Genomic DNA, 17,554 nt, shown 5'->3' with positions numbered 1-17,554 from the left:
AGGGAGAAGGGCATGGCGAGCGTACAGCTGCGTAATGTAACGAAAGCCTGGGGTGACGTTGTGGTGTCGAAAGACATCAATCTGGACATCAACGAAGGCGAATTCGTGGTGTTTGTTGGCCCATCAGGCTGTGGTAAATCTACTCTGCTGCGTATGATTGCCGGTCTTGAAACCATCACCAGCGGCGACCTGCTGATCGGTGATACCCGAATGAACGACATCCCACCTGCCGAACGTGGCGTCGGTATGGTGTTCCAGTCTTATGCTCTCTATCCCCATCTTTCCGTTGCCGAGAACATGTCCTTTGGCCTGAAGCTGGCCGGCGCGAAGAAAGAGGTTATTAACCAGCGCGTGACGCAGGTGGCGGAAGTGTTACAGCTGGCGCACCTGCTGGAGCGTAAGCCGAAAGCGCTCTCCGGTGGCCAGCGTCAGCGTGTGGCGATTGGCCGTACCCTGGTGGCCGAACCGCGCGTGTTCCTGCTTGATGAACCTCTCTCTAACCTGGATGCCGCCCTGCGCGTCCAGATGCGTATCGAAATCTCCCGTCTGCACAAGCGTCTTGGCCGCACGATGATTTACGTCACCCACGATCAGGTCGAAGCGATGACCCTCGCCGACAAAATCGTGGTGCTGGATGCCGGTCGCGTGGCGCAGGTGGGCAAACCGCTGGAGCTGTATCACTACCCGGCAGACCGCTTTGTTGCGGGCTTTATTGGCTCGCCAAAGATGAACTTCCTGCCCGTCAAAGTGACCGCGACCGCGATTGAACAGGTACAGGTGGAGCTGCCAAACCGCCAGCAGGTCTGGCTGCCGGTCGACAGCGCCAACGTACAGGTCGGGGCAAACATGTCCCTCGGTATTCGTCCTGAGCACCTGCTGCCGAGCCACATCGCCGATGTGACCCTGGAAGGTGACGTTCAGGTCGTCGAACAGCTTGGTCACGAAACACAGATTCATATCCAGATCCCCGCCATCCGTCAGAACCTGGTCTACCGCCAGAACGACGTGGTGTTGGTAGAAGAGGGTGCCAGATTCGCTATCGGCTTGCCGCCAGAGCGTTGCCATCTGTTCCGTGAGGATGGCACTGCATGTCGTCGGTTGCACAAAGAGCCAGGCGTTTAAGCAATCCCAAAAGAAGACACGAAACCGACAGGTGAAGTGTTCAAAGAAAAGCAATGATCTCAGGAGATAGAATGATGATTACTCTGCGCAAACAAGTCCCTCTGGCAATCGCCGTTGCGGCAGGCATCCTGTCTGCCCAGGCAGGCGCCGTGGACTTTAAAGGTTATGCTCGTTCCGGCATTGGCTGGACCGGGAGTGGCGGTGCTCAGCAGTGCTTCCAGGCAACGGGTGCTCAAAGTAAATACCGTCTTGGTAACGAATGTGAAACCTATGCGGAATTGAAACTGGGTCAGGAAGTGTGGAAAGAAGGCGATAAGAGCTTCTATTTCGACACCAACGTCGCGTATTCCGTTGCGCAGCAGAATGACTGGGAAGCCACTGATCCGGCGTTCCGTGAAGCCAACGTGCAGGGTAAAAACCTGATTGAATGGCTGCCAGGTTCCACCATCTGGGCCGGTAAGCGCTTCTATCAGCGTCATGACGTTCACATGATCGACTTCTACTACTGGGATATTTCAGGTCCTGGTGCGGGTATCGAAAACATCGACCTGGGCTTCGGTAAGCTCTCTCTGGCAGCCAGCCGCTCTACTGAAGCTGGCGGTTCTTCAACCTTCGCCAGCAACAGCGTCCGTGACTACACCACCGACACAGCGAACGACGTGTTTGACGTGCGTTTAGCTCAGATGGAAGTCAACCCAGGCGGTACGCTGGAACTGGGTGTTGACTACGGTCACACCAACGTTAACGATAACTACTATCTGCAGCCAAAAGCATCGAAAGATGGTTGGATGTTCACCGCAGAACATACCCAGAGCATGCTGAAAGGCTATAACAAATTTGTTGTTCAGTATGCAACGGACTCCATGACCTCTCAGGGTAAAGGTCTGAACCAGGGTGCGAGCATTGGTCTTGGTAAGGACGATACCGACGGCAAACTCTACGGTTATGGCATCAACAACAACGGTAGCCTGCTGCGTATCCTCGACCACGGTGCAATTTCCCTGGCCGACAACTGGGATCTGATGTACGTCGGTATGTATCAGGATATCGACTGGGATAACAACAACGGCACCAAATGGTGGACCGTCGGCGTGCGTCCTATGTACAAATGGACGCCAATCATGAGTACCCTGCTGGAAGTGGGCTACGACAACGTCAAATCTCAGAAAACTGACGAAACCAACAACCAGTACAAAATCACACTGGCTCAACAGTGGCAGGCTGGCGACAGCATCTGGTCTCGTCCGGCAATCCGTGTCTTCGCAACCTACGCCAAGTGGGATGAGAAGTGGGGTTACGACACCTCCGGTAGCCCGATCTCTACAAGCTCCAACTACAACTCCAACTTCGGTATGCAGACTGCAGGCCTCGGCCGCGGTGACACTGATGAGTGGAGCTTCGGTGCCCAGATGGAAATCTGGTGGTAATTCGCAAGACCTGACGTAATGACCTGAAAGAGGGGCGCAAGCCCCTCTCTCCTTAGGGTACTGCGCGCTATTGCCTGGCCACCGCAGTCCTCACTGCTATCAGAGGTAATAACAATGAAAATGAAGAAAAGTCTCGTCGCGCTGTGCCTCTCTGCGGGGCTGCTGGCCAGTGTGCCGGCGCTGACATTCGCGGAAGTAAATTTTGTTCCTCAGAATACGACCACGGCGCCTTCAGTTCCGACGGCGGCGCTGCAGCAACTGACCTGGACACCGGTTGATCAATCCAAAACGCAATCCACCCAGCTTTCCACTGGTGGGCAGCAGCTGAATGTGCCCGGTATCACGGGGCCCGTAGCGGCTTATAGCGTCCCGGCCAATATCGGTGAGCTAACGTTAACGCTAACCAGCGAAGTGAATAAACAGACCAGCGTATTTGCGCCGAATGTGCTGATCCTCGATCAAAACATGACGCCATCTGCGTTCTTCCCGAGCGAGTATTTTACCTACCAGGAACCCGGCGTAATGAGTGCTGATCGCCTGCAAGGCGTGATGCGTCTGACCCCGGCTCTGGGTCAGCAAAAAATCTACGTGCTGGTATTTACTACCGATAAAGATTTGCAACAAACAACCACCTTAGTTGACCCTGCAAAAGCGTATGCGAAAGGTACCGGCAACGCGGTACCGGATATTCCTGATCCTATTGCCCGCCACGCAACGGATGGTCTGGTGAAGTTAAAAGTCTCCACCAATAGCGCTTCCAGCGTACTGGTTGGCCCACTGTTTGGCTCGTCTGGCCCGGGTCCGGTAACCGTTGGTAACACGGCCGCACCAGCCTATGCTGCGCCTGTCGCTGCTGCTCCAGTAACCGCGCCAGCCTCTGCCCCGACTCCAGCGAAACCATCCAAACCGGTACTGAACGACACCGAAGAGTACTTCAACAATGCCATTAAGCAGGCGGTGAAGCGCGGCGATGTCGATAAAGCGCTGAAACTGCTTGATGAAGCCGAACGTTTAGGTTCAACCACTGCCCGTTCCACCTTTATCAGCAGTGTAAAAGGCAAGGGGTAACCGTTTCCCCGCAGTGCTGATTTGTTAGTCGTTTGGTGCGCCTGAATGGGCGCACTTTTTTTCGTCTCCGCCAGGCTGTTGCACTCTTGTTGCGATCGTGATCGTTAAATAACGTTTGGCCCCCCTCAATCCGTGTTTCTGCGATACAATGCCATTACGTTATGTATCGGAGAGTCTGGCATGTCACACCCTGCGCTAACGCAACTGCGTGCGCTGCGCTATTTCGACCAAATACCTGCGCTTGAACCGCAGCAACTGGACTGGTTGCTGCTGGAAGATTCCATGACGAAACGTTTTGAGCAGCAGGGTAAAACGGTTACGGTGACCCTGATTCAGGAAGGGTTTGTCTCTGGCGATGAGATTGCCAGCGAGCTGCCGCTGCTGCCGCAAGAGCCACGTTACTGGCTGCGTGAAATTTTACTTTGTGCTGACGGTGAGCCGTGGCTTGCCGGGCGGACGGTGGTGCCCGAGTCCACCCTTTCCGGGCCCGAGCTGGCGCTGCAACGTCTGGGGAAAACGCCGCTGGGGCGTTACCTTTTCACCTCGTCTGAGCTTACCCGGGATTTTATTGAGATTGGTCGTGATGCCGAACTCTGGGGGCGTCGTTCCCGCCTTCGCCTGAGCGGTAAACCGTTAATTCTGACGGAGCTTTTTTTACCGGCATCACCGTTGTACTAAGAGGAAGAAAAAATGGAGTGGAGCCTGACGCAGAATAAGCTGCTGGCGTATCACCGCTTAATGCGTACCGATAAACCCATTGGCGCGTTACTGTTGCTGTGGCCGACCCTCTGGGCGCTGTGGCTCGCCACGCCTGGCGTGCCGCCGCTGTGGATCCTTGGCGTGTTCGTAGCCGGCGTCTGGCTGATGCGCGCGGCGGGCTGCGTGGTGAATGACTATGCCGATCGTAAATTCGACGGCCATGTAAAGCGTACTGCCGGTCGTCCGTTACCCAGCGGGCAGGTTACCGGGAAAGAAGCCCGCGTGCTGTTTATTGTTCTGGTGCTGCTCTCTTTCCTGCTGGTGTTAACCCTCAACACCATGACCATTCTGCTTTCCGTTGCGGCGCTGGCCCTGGCCTGGGTGTATCCGTTTATGAAGCGCTACACCCATCTGCCGCAGGTGGTGCTGGGGGCGGCGTTTGGCTGGTCGATTCCGATGGCGTTTGCGGCGGTTAGTGAGTCCTTACCGCTCAGCTGCTGGCTGATGTTCCTGGCGAATATTCTCTGGGCCGTGGCGTATGACACCCAGTACGCGATGGTTGACCGCGACGATGACCTGAAAATTGGCATCAAATCAACCGCCATCCTCTTTGGCCGTCAGGACAAGCTGATTATCGGTATCCTGCAGGTTGCGGTACTGGCGCTGATGGTGGCGATTGGTCGTCTGAACGGGCTGAACTGGGAGTTCTACTGGTCCGTGCTGGTGGCGGGACTGCTGTTTGCGTACCAGCAAAAGCTGATTGCGAAGCGCGAACGCGACGCCTGCTTCAAGGCGTTTATGAACAATAACTACGTCGGTCTGGTGCTGTTTTTAGGCCTGGCGATGAGCTACTTCATATAAAAAAAGCCGGGTGGCGGCTTCGCCTTACCCGGCCTACGATTTAGCAGGATATGTAGGCCCGGTAAGCGTCAGCGCCACCGGGCGTTTTTTTACCGGCGACGCAACAACCTGAGCGCGTTCGCCGTCACCAGCACCGTTGCCCCGGTATCCGCCAGTACCGCCAGCCACAGCCCGGTCATGCCAAGCAGCGTGGTCACCAGGAAAATCCCCTTCAACCCCAGCGCGATACCGATGTTCTGACGGATATTGGCCCGTGTCGCACGCGCCAGGCTAATCATCTGCGCCAGCCCGGTCAGGCGGTTGTGGGTCAGCGCCGCGTCAGCCGTTTCCAGCGCCACGTCGGTCCCGCTGCCCATCGCAATACCAATGGTGGACGCTTTCATCGCCGGAGCATCGTTAATCCCGTCACCGACCATCGCCAGCGGTGCGCGAGCGTTCAGCTCCGTTACCGCGCTGACCTTATCCGCAGGCAACAATCCGGCTTTAAACGCCAGCCCCAGCTCACCCGCAATTGCTGCCGCCGCGCGAGGGTTATCGCCGGTGAGAATCACGCCCTTCACGCCCAGCTGATGTAGCGCCACCACAGCTTCTTTTGCGTCATCGCGGAGGGTGTCGCGCAGCGCCAGCATCCCTTTTGCGACGCCGACCTGCAGGACGGTCACGACGGTTTGTCCGGCCTGTTCTAACGCCTCCACCTCTGGAGTAGAAGACTTGCCAGCCGCGACAATCAGTACCTTTTTACCGTCAACGGTGGCCTCAATCCCTGACCCGACCAGCGCCCGCTGGGCGGTTGCCGGAGGGATGTTCAGCCCGCGCGACTGCGCTTCACGCACAATCGCCTGCGCCAGCGGGTGAGTGGAACCCTGTTCAACGGCGGCGGCCAGGGTCAGCAGTTCATCTTCACTGATGTCCTGCGGATATACGCCGGTCACCTGCGGTTTGCCGACGGTCAGCGTACCGGTTTTATCGAACGCGATTTGCTGAACCTGGCTCAGCTGCTCCAGCGCCGCGCCGCCCTTAATCAGCGCCCCGCGACGTGCCGCCGCCGCCAGCCCGGAGGTAATGGCCGCCGGGGTGGAAATCACCAGCGCGCACGGACAGCCGATCAGCAATAGCGTCAGCCCTTTATAAATCCAGTCCTCCCACGGCGCGCCAAAGAACAGCGGTGGGACGACGGTAACCAGCAGAGCCACCAGCATAATGGCGGGCGTGTAGATCCGGCTGAAGCGGTCAATAAAGCGTTCGACCGGCGCGCGGCGCTCTTCGGCCTCTTCAATCAGCTTCAGGATACGGTCGATGGCGCTGTCGCCCGGCTCGGAAAGCACGGTGAGCTGTACCAGACGGTCGACGCTGGTGGCACCCGCAGGCACTTTTTCACCCGCCTCACGTTCAACCGGAATGGACTCGCCGGTCAGGGCGCTTTCATCGAAGCTCGCGGTGGCGGTAAGCAGCGCGCCGTCTGCAGGCAAGCGTCCGCCTGCCGCGACTTCAATCACGTCGCCCGGACGAAGGGTCGTGATGGCGACCGTTTCACGCGTGCCGTTTACCACGCGCGTGGCGGTTTCCGGCTTCAGCGCCATCAGCGCGCTGACCCCTTTACGCGCCCGGCTCGCTGCCCAGCCCTCAAGACGTTCGCCAATTAAGAACAGCAGCAGCACCATCGCCGCTTCTGCCGTTGCGCCAATAAACAGCGCCCCGATAGCCGCCACGCTCATCAGCGTTTCGATGGCAAACCAGCTGCCGCTTTTCATCAGGCGCAGCGCCTGACGGGCAATCGGGAACAGCCCGACCAGCGTGGTGGCGATAAACGCCAGGTTGCCGAACGGGTGGTTGAACTGTTCCAGCCCCCAGCTCAGGGCCATCATGATGATGAGGGTAATGAGCGGCAGGTTTTCTTGCAGGGAAGAGGCTTTTTCAGCGGGCGCCGTTTCGCTACGAAGGGTATAGCCCGCCTTGCTGACGGCGGCTTCCACCTGTTTGCTGACGTCTTTATCGGCGCTAACCAGCAGCTTTTCAGTGGCGAACAGTACCTGAACGTGACTCACGCCCGGCACTTGTTTGACGGCGTTTTCCACTTTGCGCGCACAGGCGGCGCAGTCCATGCCGTTAACGACCCAGCTGTAGCGGTTGCCGCTTTCAGGCAGCATTTCAGTTTGCGTTTTGCACGCGCCTTCGCAGCAGCAGTCGTCTTTCGACGGAACCGGGCTGAGCTTAAGTGCCGAGAATTGTGGAACTTTTTTAGATGTTTCTGGAGTCGACATGGCAGTCTCCGGTAATGATAATTTTCTCATTAACCGCAGCATACACTCTGGAGTCGACTCCAGAGTCAAGACTTATTTAAATATACAGCGAACGCACGATCAGGAAGTGCCCGGCAAAGTAGCAGGCGGCGGCAATCGCGTTATCCGCACGGAAGCGGCGACGATAGTGGCTGCCCAGCCACACGACATTCCCGATCAGCAGCAGCGCGGCACCGAAGAACGCGGACATCGCTGGAGCGGTCGGACGGAAGAACCACAGCTCGCCCGCCAGCCACACCATTACCAGGGTCATGGCGATAAACGTGCAGACCGGCAAACGCATCTCTTCCAGACGTGACCAGATCACCGCAATCAGCAGCGCGCCAATCACCAGCAGCACCAGCGGCAGCGGCCAGAAGAAAGAGAGCGTCATCTGGCTGGCGAAGTAAATGGTATACAGCAGGTGCGACAGGAAAAATGCCCCTACGGCATACAGCAGGCGCTGGCGCGGCAGCAGGGTCAGGGCGTCGCCAATCAGAGAGGCGCACAGCCCGGCGAGCACCAGATAGCTGACGGCGTTGAACATCGGCGCTTGCCAGGCCAGCAGCAACAGGAGCAACAGCGTGACCGGTTTAAACAGCCAGCGCTGCCAGGTGGGACCGCGGTACGACGCATCGACATAAAGCCATGCGGAAAAACAGACAGCGATAAATGACCAAAGCATATTAACTCCCTGTATCTGTTAAGTCTGAATAATCAGTTTCTGATCCAGTGTAGTGACGCGGGCGGGCGTTTGGCAATGGCGGGGAAGGCAGGGTATCCTGAATTCCGCATAATCTGATGGGATTGTAGAATGAGCAAGATGCCGCTGTTTTTCATTATCGTGGTGGCGATTATCGTCATTGCCGCCTCGTTCCGCTTCGTACAGCAGCGCCGCGAGAAGGCGGATAACGATGCCGCACCCCTGATGCAAAAGCGCGTGGTGGTGACCAACAAACGCGAGAAACCGCTCAATGACCGCCGCTCACGCCAGCAGCAGGTGACGCCTGCGGGCACAACAATGCGCTATGAAGCGAGCTTTAAGCCGGAAACGGGCGGCCTGGAGATGACCTTCCGCCTGGAGGCGCAGCAGTACCATCAGCTGACAGTGGGAGAGAAAGGAACGCTGAGCTACAAAGGGTCGCGATTTGAAGGGTTCAGTACGGAATAATGCACGAACGGTTCCCTCTCCCTGTGGGAGAGGGGTAGGGTGAGGGCATCAGCCCGCACCTTATTTCTTCGCCTGCGCCTTAAATTTCTTCATCCACACCAGCAGCTCAAATACGCCGAAGATAAACACGCGCAGCTGCTGCCAGCCCGTCATCTGCGGGCCGTCTTTCGGCAGGCCGTTTTTCAGCATCACCATCTGCAGGGCGTGCATAAACGACGTGAAAATCAGCGCGACGTTAACGAAAATGTTCATCGGGCGCGGGAACGGGTGCACCAGATTCAGAATCAAAAACGCCCAGACGCCCAGCATCAGCAAACGTCCCAGATTAATCAGTACCGGCATCGGATCCTCCTTGTGCCTGACGGTGATACAGACGATAAGCAACCTGACCCGCGACTTTTTCACGGTGCAGATCCCAGTGAGCGGGAACCGGCGGTAAACCGTTTTCCACTTCGCTTTCAACGTAAATTAGCGCGTCATCCGCCAGCCAGCCGTTTTGCTCCAGCAGGGATAGCGTCTCCTCCAGCAGCGCCTTACGGAACGGCGGGTCGACAAACACCACGTTATGCGGCGTGCCTTTCTGCGCAAGAAAACTCAGCGTGTTGGTGTTCACGACTTTGGCGTTGCCCGCCTTCAGCGTCGCCAGATTTTGCTGCAGCGTCTGCGCTACGCCGCGCTCCATCTCCAGCAGCGTGGCGCTGGCGGCATAGCGCGACAGCGCTTCCAGACCGAGCGCGCCGCTTCCGGCGAAGCAGTCCAGGCAGTGGGCGTCTACCATTGACGGGGCCAGCCAGTTAAACAGCGTCTCGCGCACGCGGTCGGTAGTAGGGCGTAAACCGGGGCTGTCCGGCACCGGTAATTTCCGGCCTCGCCACTGACCGCCGATAATACGAATTTGACCGGCCGGGGCGCGGTTGGGTTTCTTCATCTCAGGAAAGCTCTGTTAACAATTGGCCTGCGATTGCGGGCGGTGATGTCAATTAAGTAAAGTGTTAGACTATTTCATCATTTTTTTAGCTTCCATGTATATAGCGCCGCGAGGAGTGTAGTCGCAGATGGCAAAACAAAAAAAACGTGGCTTCTTTTCCTGGCTGGGCTTCGGTGAAAAAGAGCAAGAAACAGAACAGAAAACCGAAGAGCAACAAGCCGTTGAAGAGCAGTCACCGCCTGAAACGCCTGTAGAAACCGCCGCGGTAGTCGACGCGGAAGAAACGGCGCACAGCAAAGAAGAGGTTGAATCCTTTGCAGAAGAGGTGGTTGAGGTCACGGAACAGGTTCAGGAGAGCGAGAAGCCAGAACCGGTTGTCGTTGATGACATTACCGAAGCGCCGCAGGCCGTTATCGAGCATGAAGAGCTGCCGCTGCCGGAAGAGGTGAAAGCCGAAGAGGTGTCTGCCGAAGAGTGGCAGGCCGAAGCGGAAACCGTTGAAATCGTTGAGGCGGTGGAAGAAGAAGCGGCGCTCGAGCCAGAACTGACCGACGAAGAGCTTGAAGCCCAGGCGCTGGCGGCGGAAGCCGCTGAAGAAGCGGTCATCGTGGTGCCGGTGGAAGAAGAACCGGAAGAAGAGATCGTTCAGGAGCAGGAAAAACCGACCAAAGAAGGTTTCTTCGCCCGCCTGAAGCGCAGCCTGCTCAAAACCAAAGAAAACTTAGGTTCCGGATTTATCAGTCTGTTCCGCGGCAAGAAGATCGACGACGATCTCTTTGAAGAGCTGGAAGAACAGCTGCTGATTGCGGACGTCGGCGTGGAAACCACCCGTAAGATCATCGCCAATCTGACCGAAGGGGCGAGCCGCAAACAGCTGCGCGACGCCGAAGCGCTGTACGGCCTGCTGAAAGACGAGATGGGTGAAATTCTCGCAAAAGTTGACGAACCGCTTAATATTGAAGGCAAAACGCCATTTGTTATTCTGATGGTCGGCGTGAACGGCGTGGGTAAAACCACCACCATCGGCAAGCTGGCGCGTCAGTTCGAGCAGCAGGGCAAATCGGTGATGCTGGCGGCGGGCGACACCTTCCGTGCGGCGGCGGTTGAGCAGCTGCAGGTTTGGGGTCAGCGCAACAACATTCCGGTGATTGCCCAGCATACCGGCGCGGATTCCGCGTCCGTGATCTTCGACGCCATCCAGGCGGCGAAGGCGCGCAACGTGGACGTGCTGATTGCCGATACCGCAGGGCGTTTGCAGAACAAATCGCACCTGATGGAAGAGTTGAAGAAAATCGTTCGCGTCATGAAGAAGCTGGACGAAGACGCACCGCATGAAATTATGCTGACCATTGACGCCAGCACCGGACAGAACGCCATCAGTCAGGCGAAGCTGTTCACTGAAGCGGTAGGACTGACGGGGATCGCGCTGACCAAGCTGGACGGCACCGCGAAAGGCGGGGTGATCTTCTCCGTCGCTGACCAGTTCGGCATTCCTATCCGTTACATCGGTGTGGGCGAGCGTATTGAGGATTTACGTCCGTTTAAGGCGGACGACTTTATTGAGGCATTATTTGCCCGAGAGGACTAACAATGATTCGCTTTGAACACGTCAGCAAGGCCTATCTCGGTGGGAGACAAGCGCTGCAGGGGGTGACATTCCACCTGCAGCCGGGCGAGATGGCATTCCTGACCGGCCATTCCGGCGCGGGGAAAAGTACCCTGCTCAAGCTTATCTGTGGGATCGAGCGGCCAAGCGCCGGGAAAATCTTTTTCGGCGGGCATGAAATCAGCCGCCTGAAAAACCGCGAAGTGCCGTTCCTGCGTCGTCAGATCGGCATGATTTTCCAGGATCACCACCTGCTGATGGATCGCACCGTTTTCGATAACGTGGCCATTCCGCTGATTATTGCCGGCGCCAGCTATGACGATATCCGCCGTCGCGTCTCTGCGGCGCTGGATAAGGTCGGGCTGCTGGACAAAGCGAAGAACTTTCCGATCCAGCTCTCCGGCGGTGAACAGCAGCGCGTGGGCATCGCCCGCGCGGTGGTGAACAAGCCTGCCGTGCTGCTGGCGGATGAACCGACCGGTAACCTGGACGATGCCCTGTCAGAAGGGATTTTGCGTCTGTTTGAGGAATTCAACCGCGTAGGGGTCACCGTATTGATGGCGACGCACGATATCGGGCTCATTTCCCGTCGTTCGTACCGCATGCTGACCCTGAGCGACGGGCATTTGCACGGAGGCCACGGTGAACAAGCGTGATGCAATAAACCAGATTCGGCAGTTCGGGAACCGGTTTGACCGTTTCCGTAAGCCGCAGGGCGGTGGTGACGGCAATCGTAATGCGCCGAAGCGCCAGAATGCCGCGACAAAACCGGCCTCCCGTAAAACCAACGTGTTTAACGAACAGGTACGCTACGCTTTCCACGGCGCGCTGCAGGACCTGAAAAGCAAACCGCTGGCGACGTTCCTGACGGTGATGGTGATTGCCATCTCCCTGACGCTGCCAAGCGTCTGCTATATGGTCTATAAAAACGTCAACCAGGCGGCTTCACAGTATTATCCGTCCCCGCAGATCACGGTCTATCTGGATAAAGCGCTCGACGATAACGCCGCGGCGCAGGTGGTTGGGCAAATCCAGGCCGAGCAGGGCGTGGAGAAGGTCAACTATCTCTCACGTGAAGACGCGCTGGGCGAGTTCCGTAACTGGTCTGGCTTTGGCGGCGCGCTGGATATGCTCGAAGAGAACCCGCTGCCCGCCGTGGCGGTGGTGATCCCGAAGCTGGATTTCCAGGGGACCGATTCGCTTAACACGCTGCGCGATCGCATCACGCGCATTAAGGGCATTGATGAAGTGCGCATGGATGACAGCTGGTTTGCGCGTCTCTCAGCCCTGACCGGGCTGGTAGGACGCGTCGCGGCGATGATTGGCGTGCTGATGGTGGCGGCGGTCTTCCTCGTCATTGGTAACAGCGTACGCCTGAGCATCTTTGCCCGTCGCGATACCATCAACGTGCAGAAACTGATTGGTGCGACGGATGGCTTCATCCTCCGACCGTTCCTTTACGGTGGCGCACTGCTCGGTTTTTCCGGCGCATTTCTTTCACTGATATTGTCAGAAATTTTGGTGATGCGGCTTTCGTCTGCCGTGACTGAAGTGGCGCAGGTTTTCGGAACGAAGTTTAATATCAGCGGCTTAGGTTTCGATGAGTGCCTGTTACTGCTGCTGGTGTGCTCGATGATTGGGTGGGTGGCAGCCTGGCTGGCAACCGTTCAACATTTACGTCACTTTACTCCCGACTAATAAAAGCGTGATATAATCTTTCCCTGCACCGAGATGTTCGCTCTGCAGGGAAAGCGTCCCTGTTGTCTCTTCCCCTGTTATCATCTCCATGTCACATTTTGTGCGTAATTTATTCACCGTTGCACCTGGAACTTGTGGATAAAATCACTGTCTGATAAAAGAGTGAATGCTAATCTCGTTGCTCAAACGCTTTGGCATGGTTGTTGCCTGACGGGGACGACCTGGACCAGAAGAAACATTGAGAGGAATGAATGACCAAAGAAATGCAAACTTTAGCTTTAGCCCCTGTTGGTAACCTGGAATCTTATATCCGGGCTGCGAACACCTGGCCGATGTTAACGGCCGAGGAAGAAAAGGAGCTTGCTGAAAAGCTGCATTACCAGGGCGATCTGGAAGCAGCTAAGACGCTGATCCTGTCTCACCTGCGCTTTGTTGTTCACGTTGCTCGTAATTATGCGGGCTACGGCCTGCCGCAGGCGGACTTGATTCAGGAAGGTAACATCGGTCTGATGAAGGCTGTACGTCGCTTTAACCCGGAAGTGGGTGTGCGACTGGTCTCCTTCGCCGTGCACTGGATCAAAGCAGAAATTCACGAATACGTGCTGCGCAACTGGCGTATCGTGAAAGTCGCCACGACAAAAGCGCAGCGCAAACTGTTCTTTAACCTGCGTAAAACCAAGCAGCGTCTGGGCTGGTTCAATCAGGATGAAGTGGAAATGGTGGCGCGCGAGCTGGGCGTAACCAGCAAAGACGTGCGTGAGATGGAATCCCGTATGGCCGCGCAGGACATGACCTTTGATATGTCCTCAGACGACGACGCATCTGACAGCCAGCCGATGGCACCGGTTCTGTATCTGCAGGATAAAACCTCTAACTTTGCTGATGGCATCGAAGAGGATAACTGGGAAGATCAGGCCGCGAACAAGCTGACCCATGCGATGGAAGGCCTCGACGAACGTAGCCAGGATATTATCCGCGCCCGCTGGCTGGACGAAGACAACAAGTCCACGCTGCAGGAGCTGGCCGACCGCTACGGCGTCTCTGCGGAACGTGTCCGTCAGCTTGAAAAGAACGCCATGAAAAAACTTCGCGCCGCTATCGAAGCGTAATTTCCGCGAAGTACACCGAGAACCCTCGAATGCAAATTCGGGGGTTTTGTTTTTTTAGCGCCCGCTCTGGCGAATTCCCTCCCCCTGGCAAACACTTACTGATGCGCTAAGCAGGCGACTTTCTCAGGGGGACAGGGTGAAAAACAACGAACTGAACGACCGGCGTTTACAGGCGACGCCGCGCGGCATCGGCGTGATGTGTAACTTCTATGCCGATAAAGCTGAAAACGCCACGGTGTGGGACGTGGAAGGCAACGAGTACATCGACTTCGCCGCCGGTATCGCGGTGCTGAATACCGGCCATCGCCATCCCAAAGTCATTTCCGCCATCGAAAAACAACTCCACGCCTTTACCCATACGGCGTATCAGATCGTGCCGTATGAAGGCTATGTGGCGCTTGCCGAACGTATCAACGAACGCGTGCCCGTTGAAGGCCCTGCCAAAACGGCGTTCTTTTCAACGGGAGCAGAGGCGGTCGAAAACGCGGTCAAAATTGCCCGGGCGTACACCAAACGTCCCGGCCTTATTACTTTCGGCGGCGCGTTCCACGGCCGCACCTTTATGACCATGGCGCTGACCGGCAAGGTTGCGCCGTACAAGCTCGGCTTTGGGCCCTTCCCCGGCTCGGTGTATCACGCGCAGTATCCGAATGAACTGCACGGCGTCAGCACCGCTGAGGCGTTGAAAAGCCTGGAACGTATCTTTAAAGCGGATATTGCTCCTGACCAGGTCGCGGCGATCATTCTCGAACCGGTTCAGGGGGAGGGCGGTTTCAACATCGCTCCTGCTGATTTTATGCAGGCGCTGCGCGCCCTGTGCGATACCCACGGCATTCTGCTGATTGCCGACGAGGTGCAAAGCGGCTTCGCCCGCACCGGCAAGCTGTTCTCGATGGAACACCACTGCGTGAAACCGGATCTGATCACCATGGCGAAAAGCCTGGCGGGCGGGATGCCGCTCTCGGCGGTGTCGGGACGTGCTGAGGTGATGGATGCGCCCGCGCCGGGCGGGCTGGGTGGCACCTACGCAGGTAACCCGCTGGCGATTGCCGCGGCGCATGCCGTGCTCGACGTGATTGATGAGGAAGATCTCTGCACGCGCTCGGCGCATCTGGGCCATCACCTGGTGGAAGTGCTGAACAAAGCGAAGGAACACTGCCCGTATATCGCGGACATTCGCGCCCAGGGCTCAATGGTGGCGGTGGAGTTTAACGACCCGCAAACGGGCCAGCCTTCGCCGGAATTTACCCGCCAGGTGCAGGAGCGCGCGTTGCAGGAAGGGCTGCTTCTTCTGAGCTGCGGCGTGTACGGCAACGTCATTCGTTTCCTCTATCCGCTGACGATCCCTGAAGTGCAGTTCCGTAAAGCGCTGGACATTATCTCCGCCTCGCTGACACGTTAAAGCCACATGCCCGGCGAAAATCCCTGCCGGGCCTATCATATATTCATTTCAAATTAGCTATTCCAAAATCATAAAAATCGGGTATGTTTTAGCAGAGTATGCTGAAAAAGCGCGAACAGCACACCTATAACTGACATAAAGCGCTGCACAACAACATCACAACAATCGTAATAACCATAATAATGGGGAATCTCAGGATGAACATGAAGGGTAAAGCGTTACTGGCAGGATGTATCGCGTTGGCATTCAGCACCATGGCACAGGCAGACATCAAAGTGGCTGTGGTTGGCGCGATGTCCGGTCCGGTAGCACAGTACGGCGACCAGGAGTTTACCGGCGCTGAGCAGGCGGTTGCAGACATTAATGCTAAGGGCGGTATCAAGGGCGAAAAACTGCAGATCGTAAAATATGATGATGCCTGTGACCCGAAACAAGCGGTCGCGGTCGCGAACAAAGTGGTGAACGACGGGATCAAATACGTTATCGGTCACCTGTGCTCTTCCTCTACTCAGCCCGCGTCTGACATCTACGAAGACGAAGGTATCCTGATGATCACTCCGGCGGCGACCGCACCGGAGCTGACCGCGCGCGGCTATAAGCTGACCCTGCGCACCACCGGTCTGGACTCTGACCAGGGCCCAACCGCGGCGAAATACATCGTTGAAAAAGTGAAGCCGAAGCGCATTGCCATCGTTCATGACAAGCAGCAGTACGGTGAAGGTCTGGCGCGTTCAGTGCAGGACAACCTCAAGAAAGCCAATGCCGACGTGGTGTTCTTCGACGGGATCACCGCCGGTGAGAAAGACTTCTCCACCCTGGTGGCGCGTCTGAAGAAAGAGAATATCGACTTCGTTTACTACGGTGGCTACCACCCGGAAATGGGGCAGATCCTGCGCCAGGCGCGCGCTGCGGGCCTGAAAACCCAATTTATGGGTCCGGAAGGCGTGGCGAACGTTTCCCTGTCTAACATTGCAGGCGAATCAGCCGAAGGCCTGCTGGTGACCAAACCGAAGAACTACGACCAGGTGCCAGCGAACAAACCTATCGTAGATGCCATCAAGGCGAAGAAACAGGATCCAAGCGGCGCGTTCGTCTGGACCACCTATGCGGCGCTGCAATCTCTGCAGGCGGGCCTGAACCAGTCAGCCGAACCGGCTGAGATTGCCACCTGGCTGAAAGCGAACACGGTCCAGACCGTCATGGGGCCACTCTCCTGGGACGCGAAGGGCGACCTGAAGGGCTTCGAGTTCGGCGTGTTTGACTGGCATGCTAACGGGACTGCTACTGACGCCAAATAAACGCAAATGGCAACCGTAAGGTTGCCATTTTAGTGTTTGCACCCTCTCCCCGTGGGAGAGGGCCGGGGTGAGGGCATCAGGCCGCACCGCACAATTCACCCCAAACGCTTCTCCCAACCGCTCTCCTGCGCCGTAAACCCTAACGCCTGCATAAACGCCGCCATCACGCCGCGGTCTTCCACGCCGACGTCAGCCATCCACCATGAGGTCACGCTCGGGTTTTCGCGGATCACTTCTTCAATTAAATACTGTCCCACACCGCGACGACGGGTGACGTCACGTACGCGCAGCGAGTCCAGCGCCCCTTCTGTACCGCTCAGGGTGACGCGAACCGCTGCCAGCAGGCGCTCGTTAAAACGCGCGGCATAAATGCGGTGGGTCTCATCCACGCGTAGAGACGAAGGGGAATATTCCGGCCAGATCTTGCCCAGGTCGATATGATCCTGGTCGCTAAAGGTCACCAGACGCACGATAGTCAGTTTCATTAGCTACTTGTCCAAATCAGATTGAGTAGGGGCAGTGTACTCAATTTATTCACTCAGCGGCTTCCTCTTTTTATTCTCATTAACCAGGTGATTAGTTTTTTGGCAACGCGATGGGCAGTTTGAAAACACATGGATCGAAAAATAAGCAGAATTTTAACCTGAAGGGTAGTGATTTATTCGGCGCTTTGTACCGTTATTTTATGCTGCAAACTGCACTTTTATTTGTTTATCTCTGCCTGATTTCAGAATATTATCTTTGCTTAATCGCCTGAAAAATAGAGATTTTAGTCTGGTTTTTGACAAAAACCTGCGCTAAACCATTAAAGGCACTGGTAAAAATAGCGTTGTTCATTAAAAGTACAGAATGCTTTTTAACCATAATAAAACAAAATATAAACACG

Annotated in this window: 17 protein-coding genes; 12 read left to right on the top strand and 5 right to left on the bottom strand. The window is 56.5% G+C overall.

Annotated elements, in window-relative coordinates:
- The first annotated feature begins 12 nt into the window (after window positions 1-12).
- From malK to ubiA, 5 genes are all read left to right on the top strand, one after another.
- Entirely contained in the window at window positions 13-1,122 is a 1,110-nt protein-coding gene (gene malK, locus AC0TOY_RS02495) for a maltose/maltodextrin ABC transporter ATP-binding protein MalK (RefSeq protein WP_032650555.1), read from the top strand.
- Window positions 1,123-1,193: 71 nt separating this feature from the next.
- Window positions 1,194-2,549 carry a maltoporin gene (locus tag AC0TOY_RS02490; RefSeq protein ID WP_211138223.1) on the top strand — a complete coding sequence of 452 codons (1,356 nt, stop codon included), beginning with the start codon at window positions 1,194-1,196 and terminating at the stop codon, window positions 2,547-2,549.
- A gap of 114 nt (window positions 2,550-2,663) precedes the next feature.
- Entirely contained in the window at window positions 2,664-3,617 is a 954-nt protein-coding gene (gene malM / locus AC0TOY_RS02485) for a maltose operon protein MalM (protein WP_473721452.1), read from the top strand.
- Window positions 3,618-3,797: 180 nt separating this feature from the next.
- Window positions 3,798-4,295 carry a chorismate lyase gene (gene ubiC, locus AC0TOY_RS02480; RefSeq protein WP_024906684.1) on the top strand — a complete coding sequence of 166 codons (498 nt, stop codon included), beginning with the start codon at window positions 3,798-3,800 and terminating at the stop codon, window positions 4,293-4,295.
- 12 nt (window positions 4,296-4,307) lie between these two features.
- The gene (ubiA, locus tag AC0TOY_RS02475; RefSeq protein WP_024906685.1) at window positions 4,308-5,177 is read left to right on the top strand and encodes a 4-hydroxybenzoate octaprenyltransferase; all 870 of its coding nucleotides are present in this window, start codon (window positions 4,308-4,310) and stop codon (window positions 5,175-5,177) included.
- A gap of 89 nt (window positions 5,178-5,266) precedes the next feature.
- Here ubiA and zntA read toward each other — a convergent pair whose 3' ends face one another.
- Window positions 5,267-7,438, bottom strand: coding sequence for a Zn(II)/Cd(II)/Pb(II) translocating P-type ATPase ZntA (gene zntA, locus AC0TOY_RS02470; RefSeq protein ID WP_473721451.1), 2,172 nt, complete (start codon window positions 7,436-7,438; stop codon window positions 5,267-5,269).
- A 76-nt stretch (window positions 7,439-7,514) separates the two neighbouring features.
- Window positions 7,515-8,141, bottom strand: coding sequence for a lysoplasmalogenase (locus tag AC0TOY_RS02465; protein ID WP_024906687.1), 627 nt, complete (start codon window positions 8,139-8,141; stop codon window positions 7,515-7,517).
- 129 nt (window positions 8,142-8,270) lie between these two features.
- On the opposite strand from AC0TOY_RS02465, the gene AC0TOY_RS02460 reads away from it, so the two are divergent.
- Window positions 8,271-8,627, top strand: coding sequence for a DUF2500 domain-containing protein (locus AC0TOY_RS02460; RefSeq protein ID WP_061716152.1), 357 nt, complete (start codon window positions 8,271-8,273; stop codon window positions 8,625-8,627).
- A gap of 60 nt (window positions 8,628-8,687) precedes the next feature.
- Here AC0TOY_RS02460 and AC0TOY_RS02455 read toward each other — a convergent pair whose 3' ends face one another.
- The gene (locus AC0TOY_RS02455) at window positions 8,688-8,969 is read right to left on the bottom strand and encodes a DUF1145 family protein (protein ID WP_090420791.1); all 282 of its coding nucleotides are present in this window, start codon (window positions 8,967-8,969) and stop codon (window positions 8,688-8,690) included.
- The gene (gene rsmD / locus AC0TOY_RS02450) at window positions 8,953-9,555 is read right to left on the bottom strand and encodes a 16S rRNA (guanine(966)-N(2))-methyltransferase (protein ID WP_048990594.1); all 603 of its coding nucleotides are present in this window, start codon (window positions 9,553-9,555) and stop codon (window positions 8,953-8,955) included. Before rsmD ends, AC0TOY_RS02455 begins: the two co-directional genes overlap by 17 nt.
- Window positions 9,556-9,682: 127 nt before the next feature.
- Between rsmD and ftsY the strand changes: the two genes are divergently transcribed.
- The 6 genes from ftsY (at window position 9,683) to livJ (ending at window position 16,668) form a co-directional block, all read left to right on the top strand.
- Window positions 9,683-11,143, top strand: a complete 1,461-nt coding sequence (gene ftsY / locus AC0TOY_RS02445; RefSeq protein ID WP_148770054.1) for a signal recognition particle-docking protein FtsY — start codon at window positions 9,683-9,685, stop codon at window positions 11,141-11,143.
- Between the two features lie 2 nt (window positions 11,144-11,145).
- Window positions 11,146-11,817, top strand: coding sequence for a cell division ATP-binding protein FtsE (gene ftsE / locus AC0TOY_RS02440; RefSeq protein ID WP_023310016.1), 672 nt, complete (start codon window positions 11,146-11,148; stop codon window positions 11,815-11,817).
- Window positions 11,804-12,859: a permease-like cell division protein FtsX gene (gene ftsX, locus AC0TOY_RS02435; RefSeq protein WP_473721450.1), complete on the top strand. Its 1,056-nt coding sequence runs from the start codon at window positions 11,804-11,806 to the stop codon at window positions 12,857-12,859. The genes ftsE and ftsX overlap by 14 nt, the downstream gene beginning before the upstream one ends.
- Window positions 12,860-13,110: 251 nt before the next feature.
- Window positions 13,111-13,968, top strand: a complete 858-nt coding sequence (gene rpoH, locus AC0TOY_RS02430; protein WP_024906692.1) for an RNA polymerase sigma factor RpoH — start codon at window positions 13,111-13,113, stop codon at window positions 13,966-13,968.
- A gap of 136 nt (window positions 13,969-14,104) precedes the next feature.
- Window positions 14,105-15,370, top strand: coding sequence for a 4-aminobutyrate--2-oxoglutarate transaminase (locus AC0TOY_RS02425; protein ID WP_267215732.1), 1,266 nt, complete (start codon window positions 14,105-14,107; stop codon window positions 15,368-15,370).
- 197 nt (window positions 15,371-15,567) lie between these two features.
- Window positions 15,568-16,668, top strand: coding sequence for a branched chain amino acid ABC transporter substrate-binding protein LivJ (livJ, locus tag AC0TOY_RS02420; RefSeq protein WP_024906694.1), 1,101 nt, complete (start codon window positions 15,568-15,570; stop codon window positions 16,666-16,668).
- Between the two features lie 95 nt (window positions 16,669-16,763).
- Here the strand turns inward: livJ and panM are convergent, their stop codons facing one another.
- Window positions 16,764-17,153: an aspartate 1-decarboxylase autocleavage activator PanM gene (gene panM / locus AC0TOY_RS02415; RefSeq protein ID WP_024906695.1), complete on the bottom strand. Its 390-nt coding sequence runs from the start codon at window positions 17,151-17,153 to the stop codon at window positions 16,764-16,766.
- Window positions 17,154-17,554: the final 401 nt, after the last annotated feature.

This window comes from Enterobacter sp. PL_is379, from assembly GCF_055817355.1.
Note: the sequence above shows the minus strand (reverse complement) of the source record. Positions and strands in the feature narration are given on the sequence as shown.

Bases quoted from the DNA above. Each gene is read 5' to 3' on its own strand.
- malK (WP_032650555.1), top strand. From the start codon at position 13: ATGGCGAGCGTACAGCTGCGTAATGTAACGAAAGCCTGGGGTGACGTT.
- AC0TOY_RS02490 (WP_211138223.1), top strand. From the start codon at position 1,194: ATGATGATTACTCTGCGCAAACAAGTCCCTCTGGCAATCGCCGTTGCG.
- malM (WP_473721452.1), top strand. From the start codon at position 2,664: ATGAAAATGAAGAAAAGTCTCGTCGCGCTGTGCCTCTCTGCGGGGCTG.
- ubiC (WP_024906684.1), top strand. From the start codon at position 3,798: ATGTCACACCCTGCGCTAACGCAACTGCGTGCGCTGCGCTATTTCGAC.
- ubiA (WP_024906685.1), top strand. From the start codon at position 4,308: ATGGAGTGGAGCCTGACGCAGAATAAGCTGCTGGCGTATCACCGCTTA.
- zntA (WP_473721451.1), bottom strand. From the start codon at position 7,438: ATGTCGACTCCAGAAACATCTAAAAAAGTTCCACAATTCTCGGCACTT.
- AC0TOY_RS02465 (WP_024906687.1), bottom strand. From the start codon at position 8,141: ATGCTTTGGTCATTTATCGCTGTCTGTTTTTCCGCATGGCTTTATGTC.
- AC0TOY_RS02460 (WP_061716152.1), top strand. From the start codon at position 8,271: ATGAGCAAGATGCCGCTGTTTTTCATTATCGTGGTGGCGATTATCGTC.
- AC0TOY_RS02455 (WP_090420791.1), bottom strand. From the start codon at position 8,969: ATGCCGGTACTGATTAATCTGGGACGTTTGCTGATGCTGGGCGTCTGG.
- rsmD (WP_048990594.1), bottom strand. From the start codon at position 9,555: ATGAAGAAACCCAACCGCGCCCCGGCCGGTCAAATTCGTATTATCGGC.
- ftsY (WP_148770054.1), top strand. From the start codon at position 9,683: ATGGCAAAACAAAAAAAACGTGGCTTCTTTTCCTGGCTGGGCTTCGGT.
- ftsE (WP_023310016.1), top strand. From the start codon at position 11,146: ATGATTCGCTTTGAACACGTCAGCAAGGCCTATCTCGGTGGGAGACAA.
- rpoH (WP_024906692.1), top strand. From the start codon at position 13,111: ATGACCAAAGAAATGCAAACTTTAGCTTTAGCCCCTGTTGGTAACCTG.
- livJ (WP_024906694.1), top strand. From the start codon at position 15,568: ATGAACATGAAGGGTAAAGCGTTACTGGCAGGATGTATCGCGTTGGCA.
- panM (WP_024906695.1), bottom strand. From the start codon at position 17,153: ATGAAACTGACTATCGTGCGTCTGGTGACCTTTAGCGACCAGGATCAT.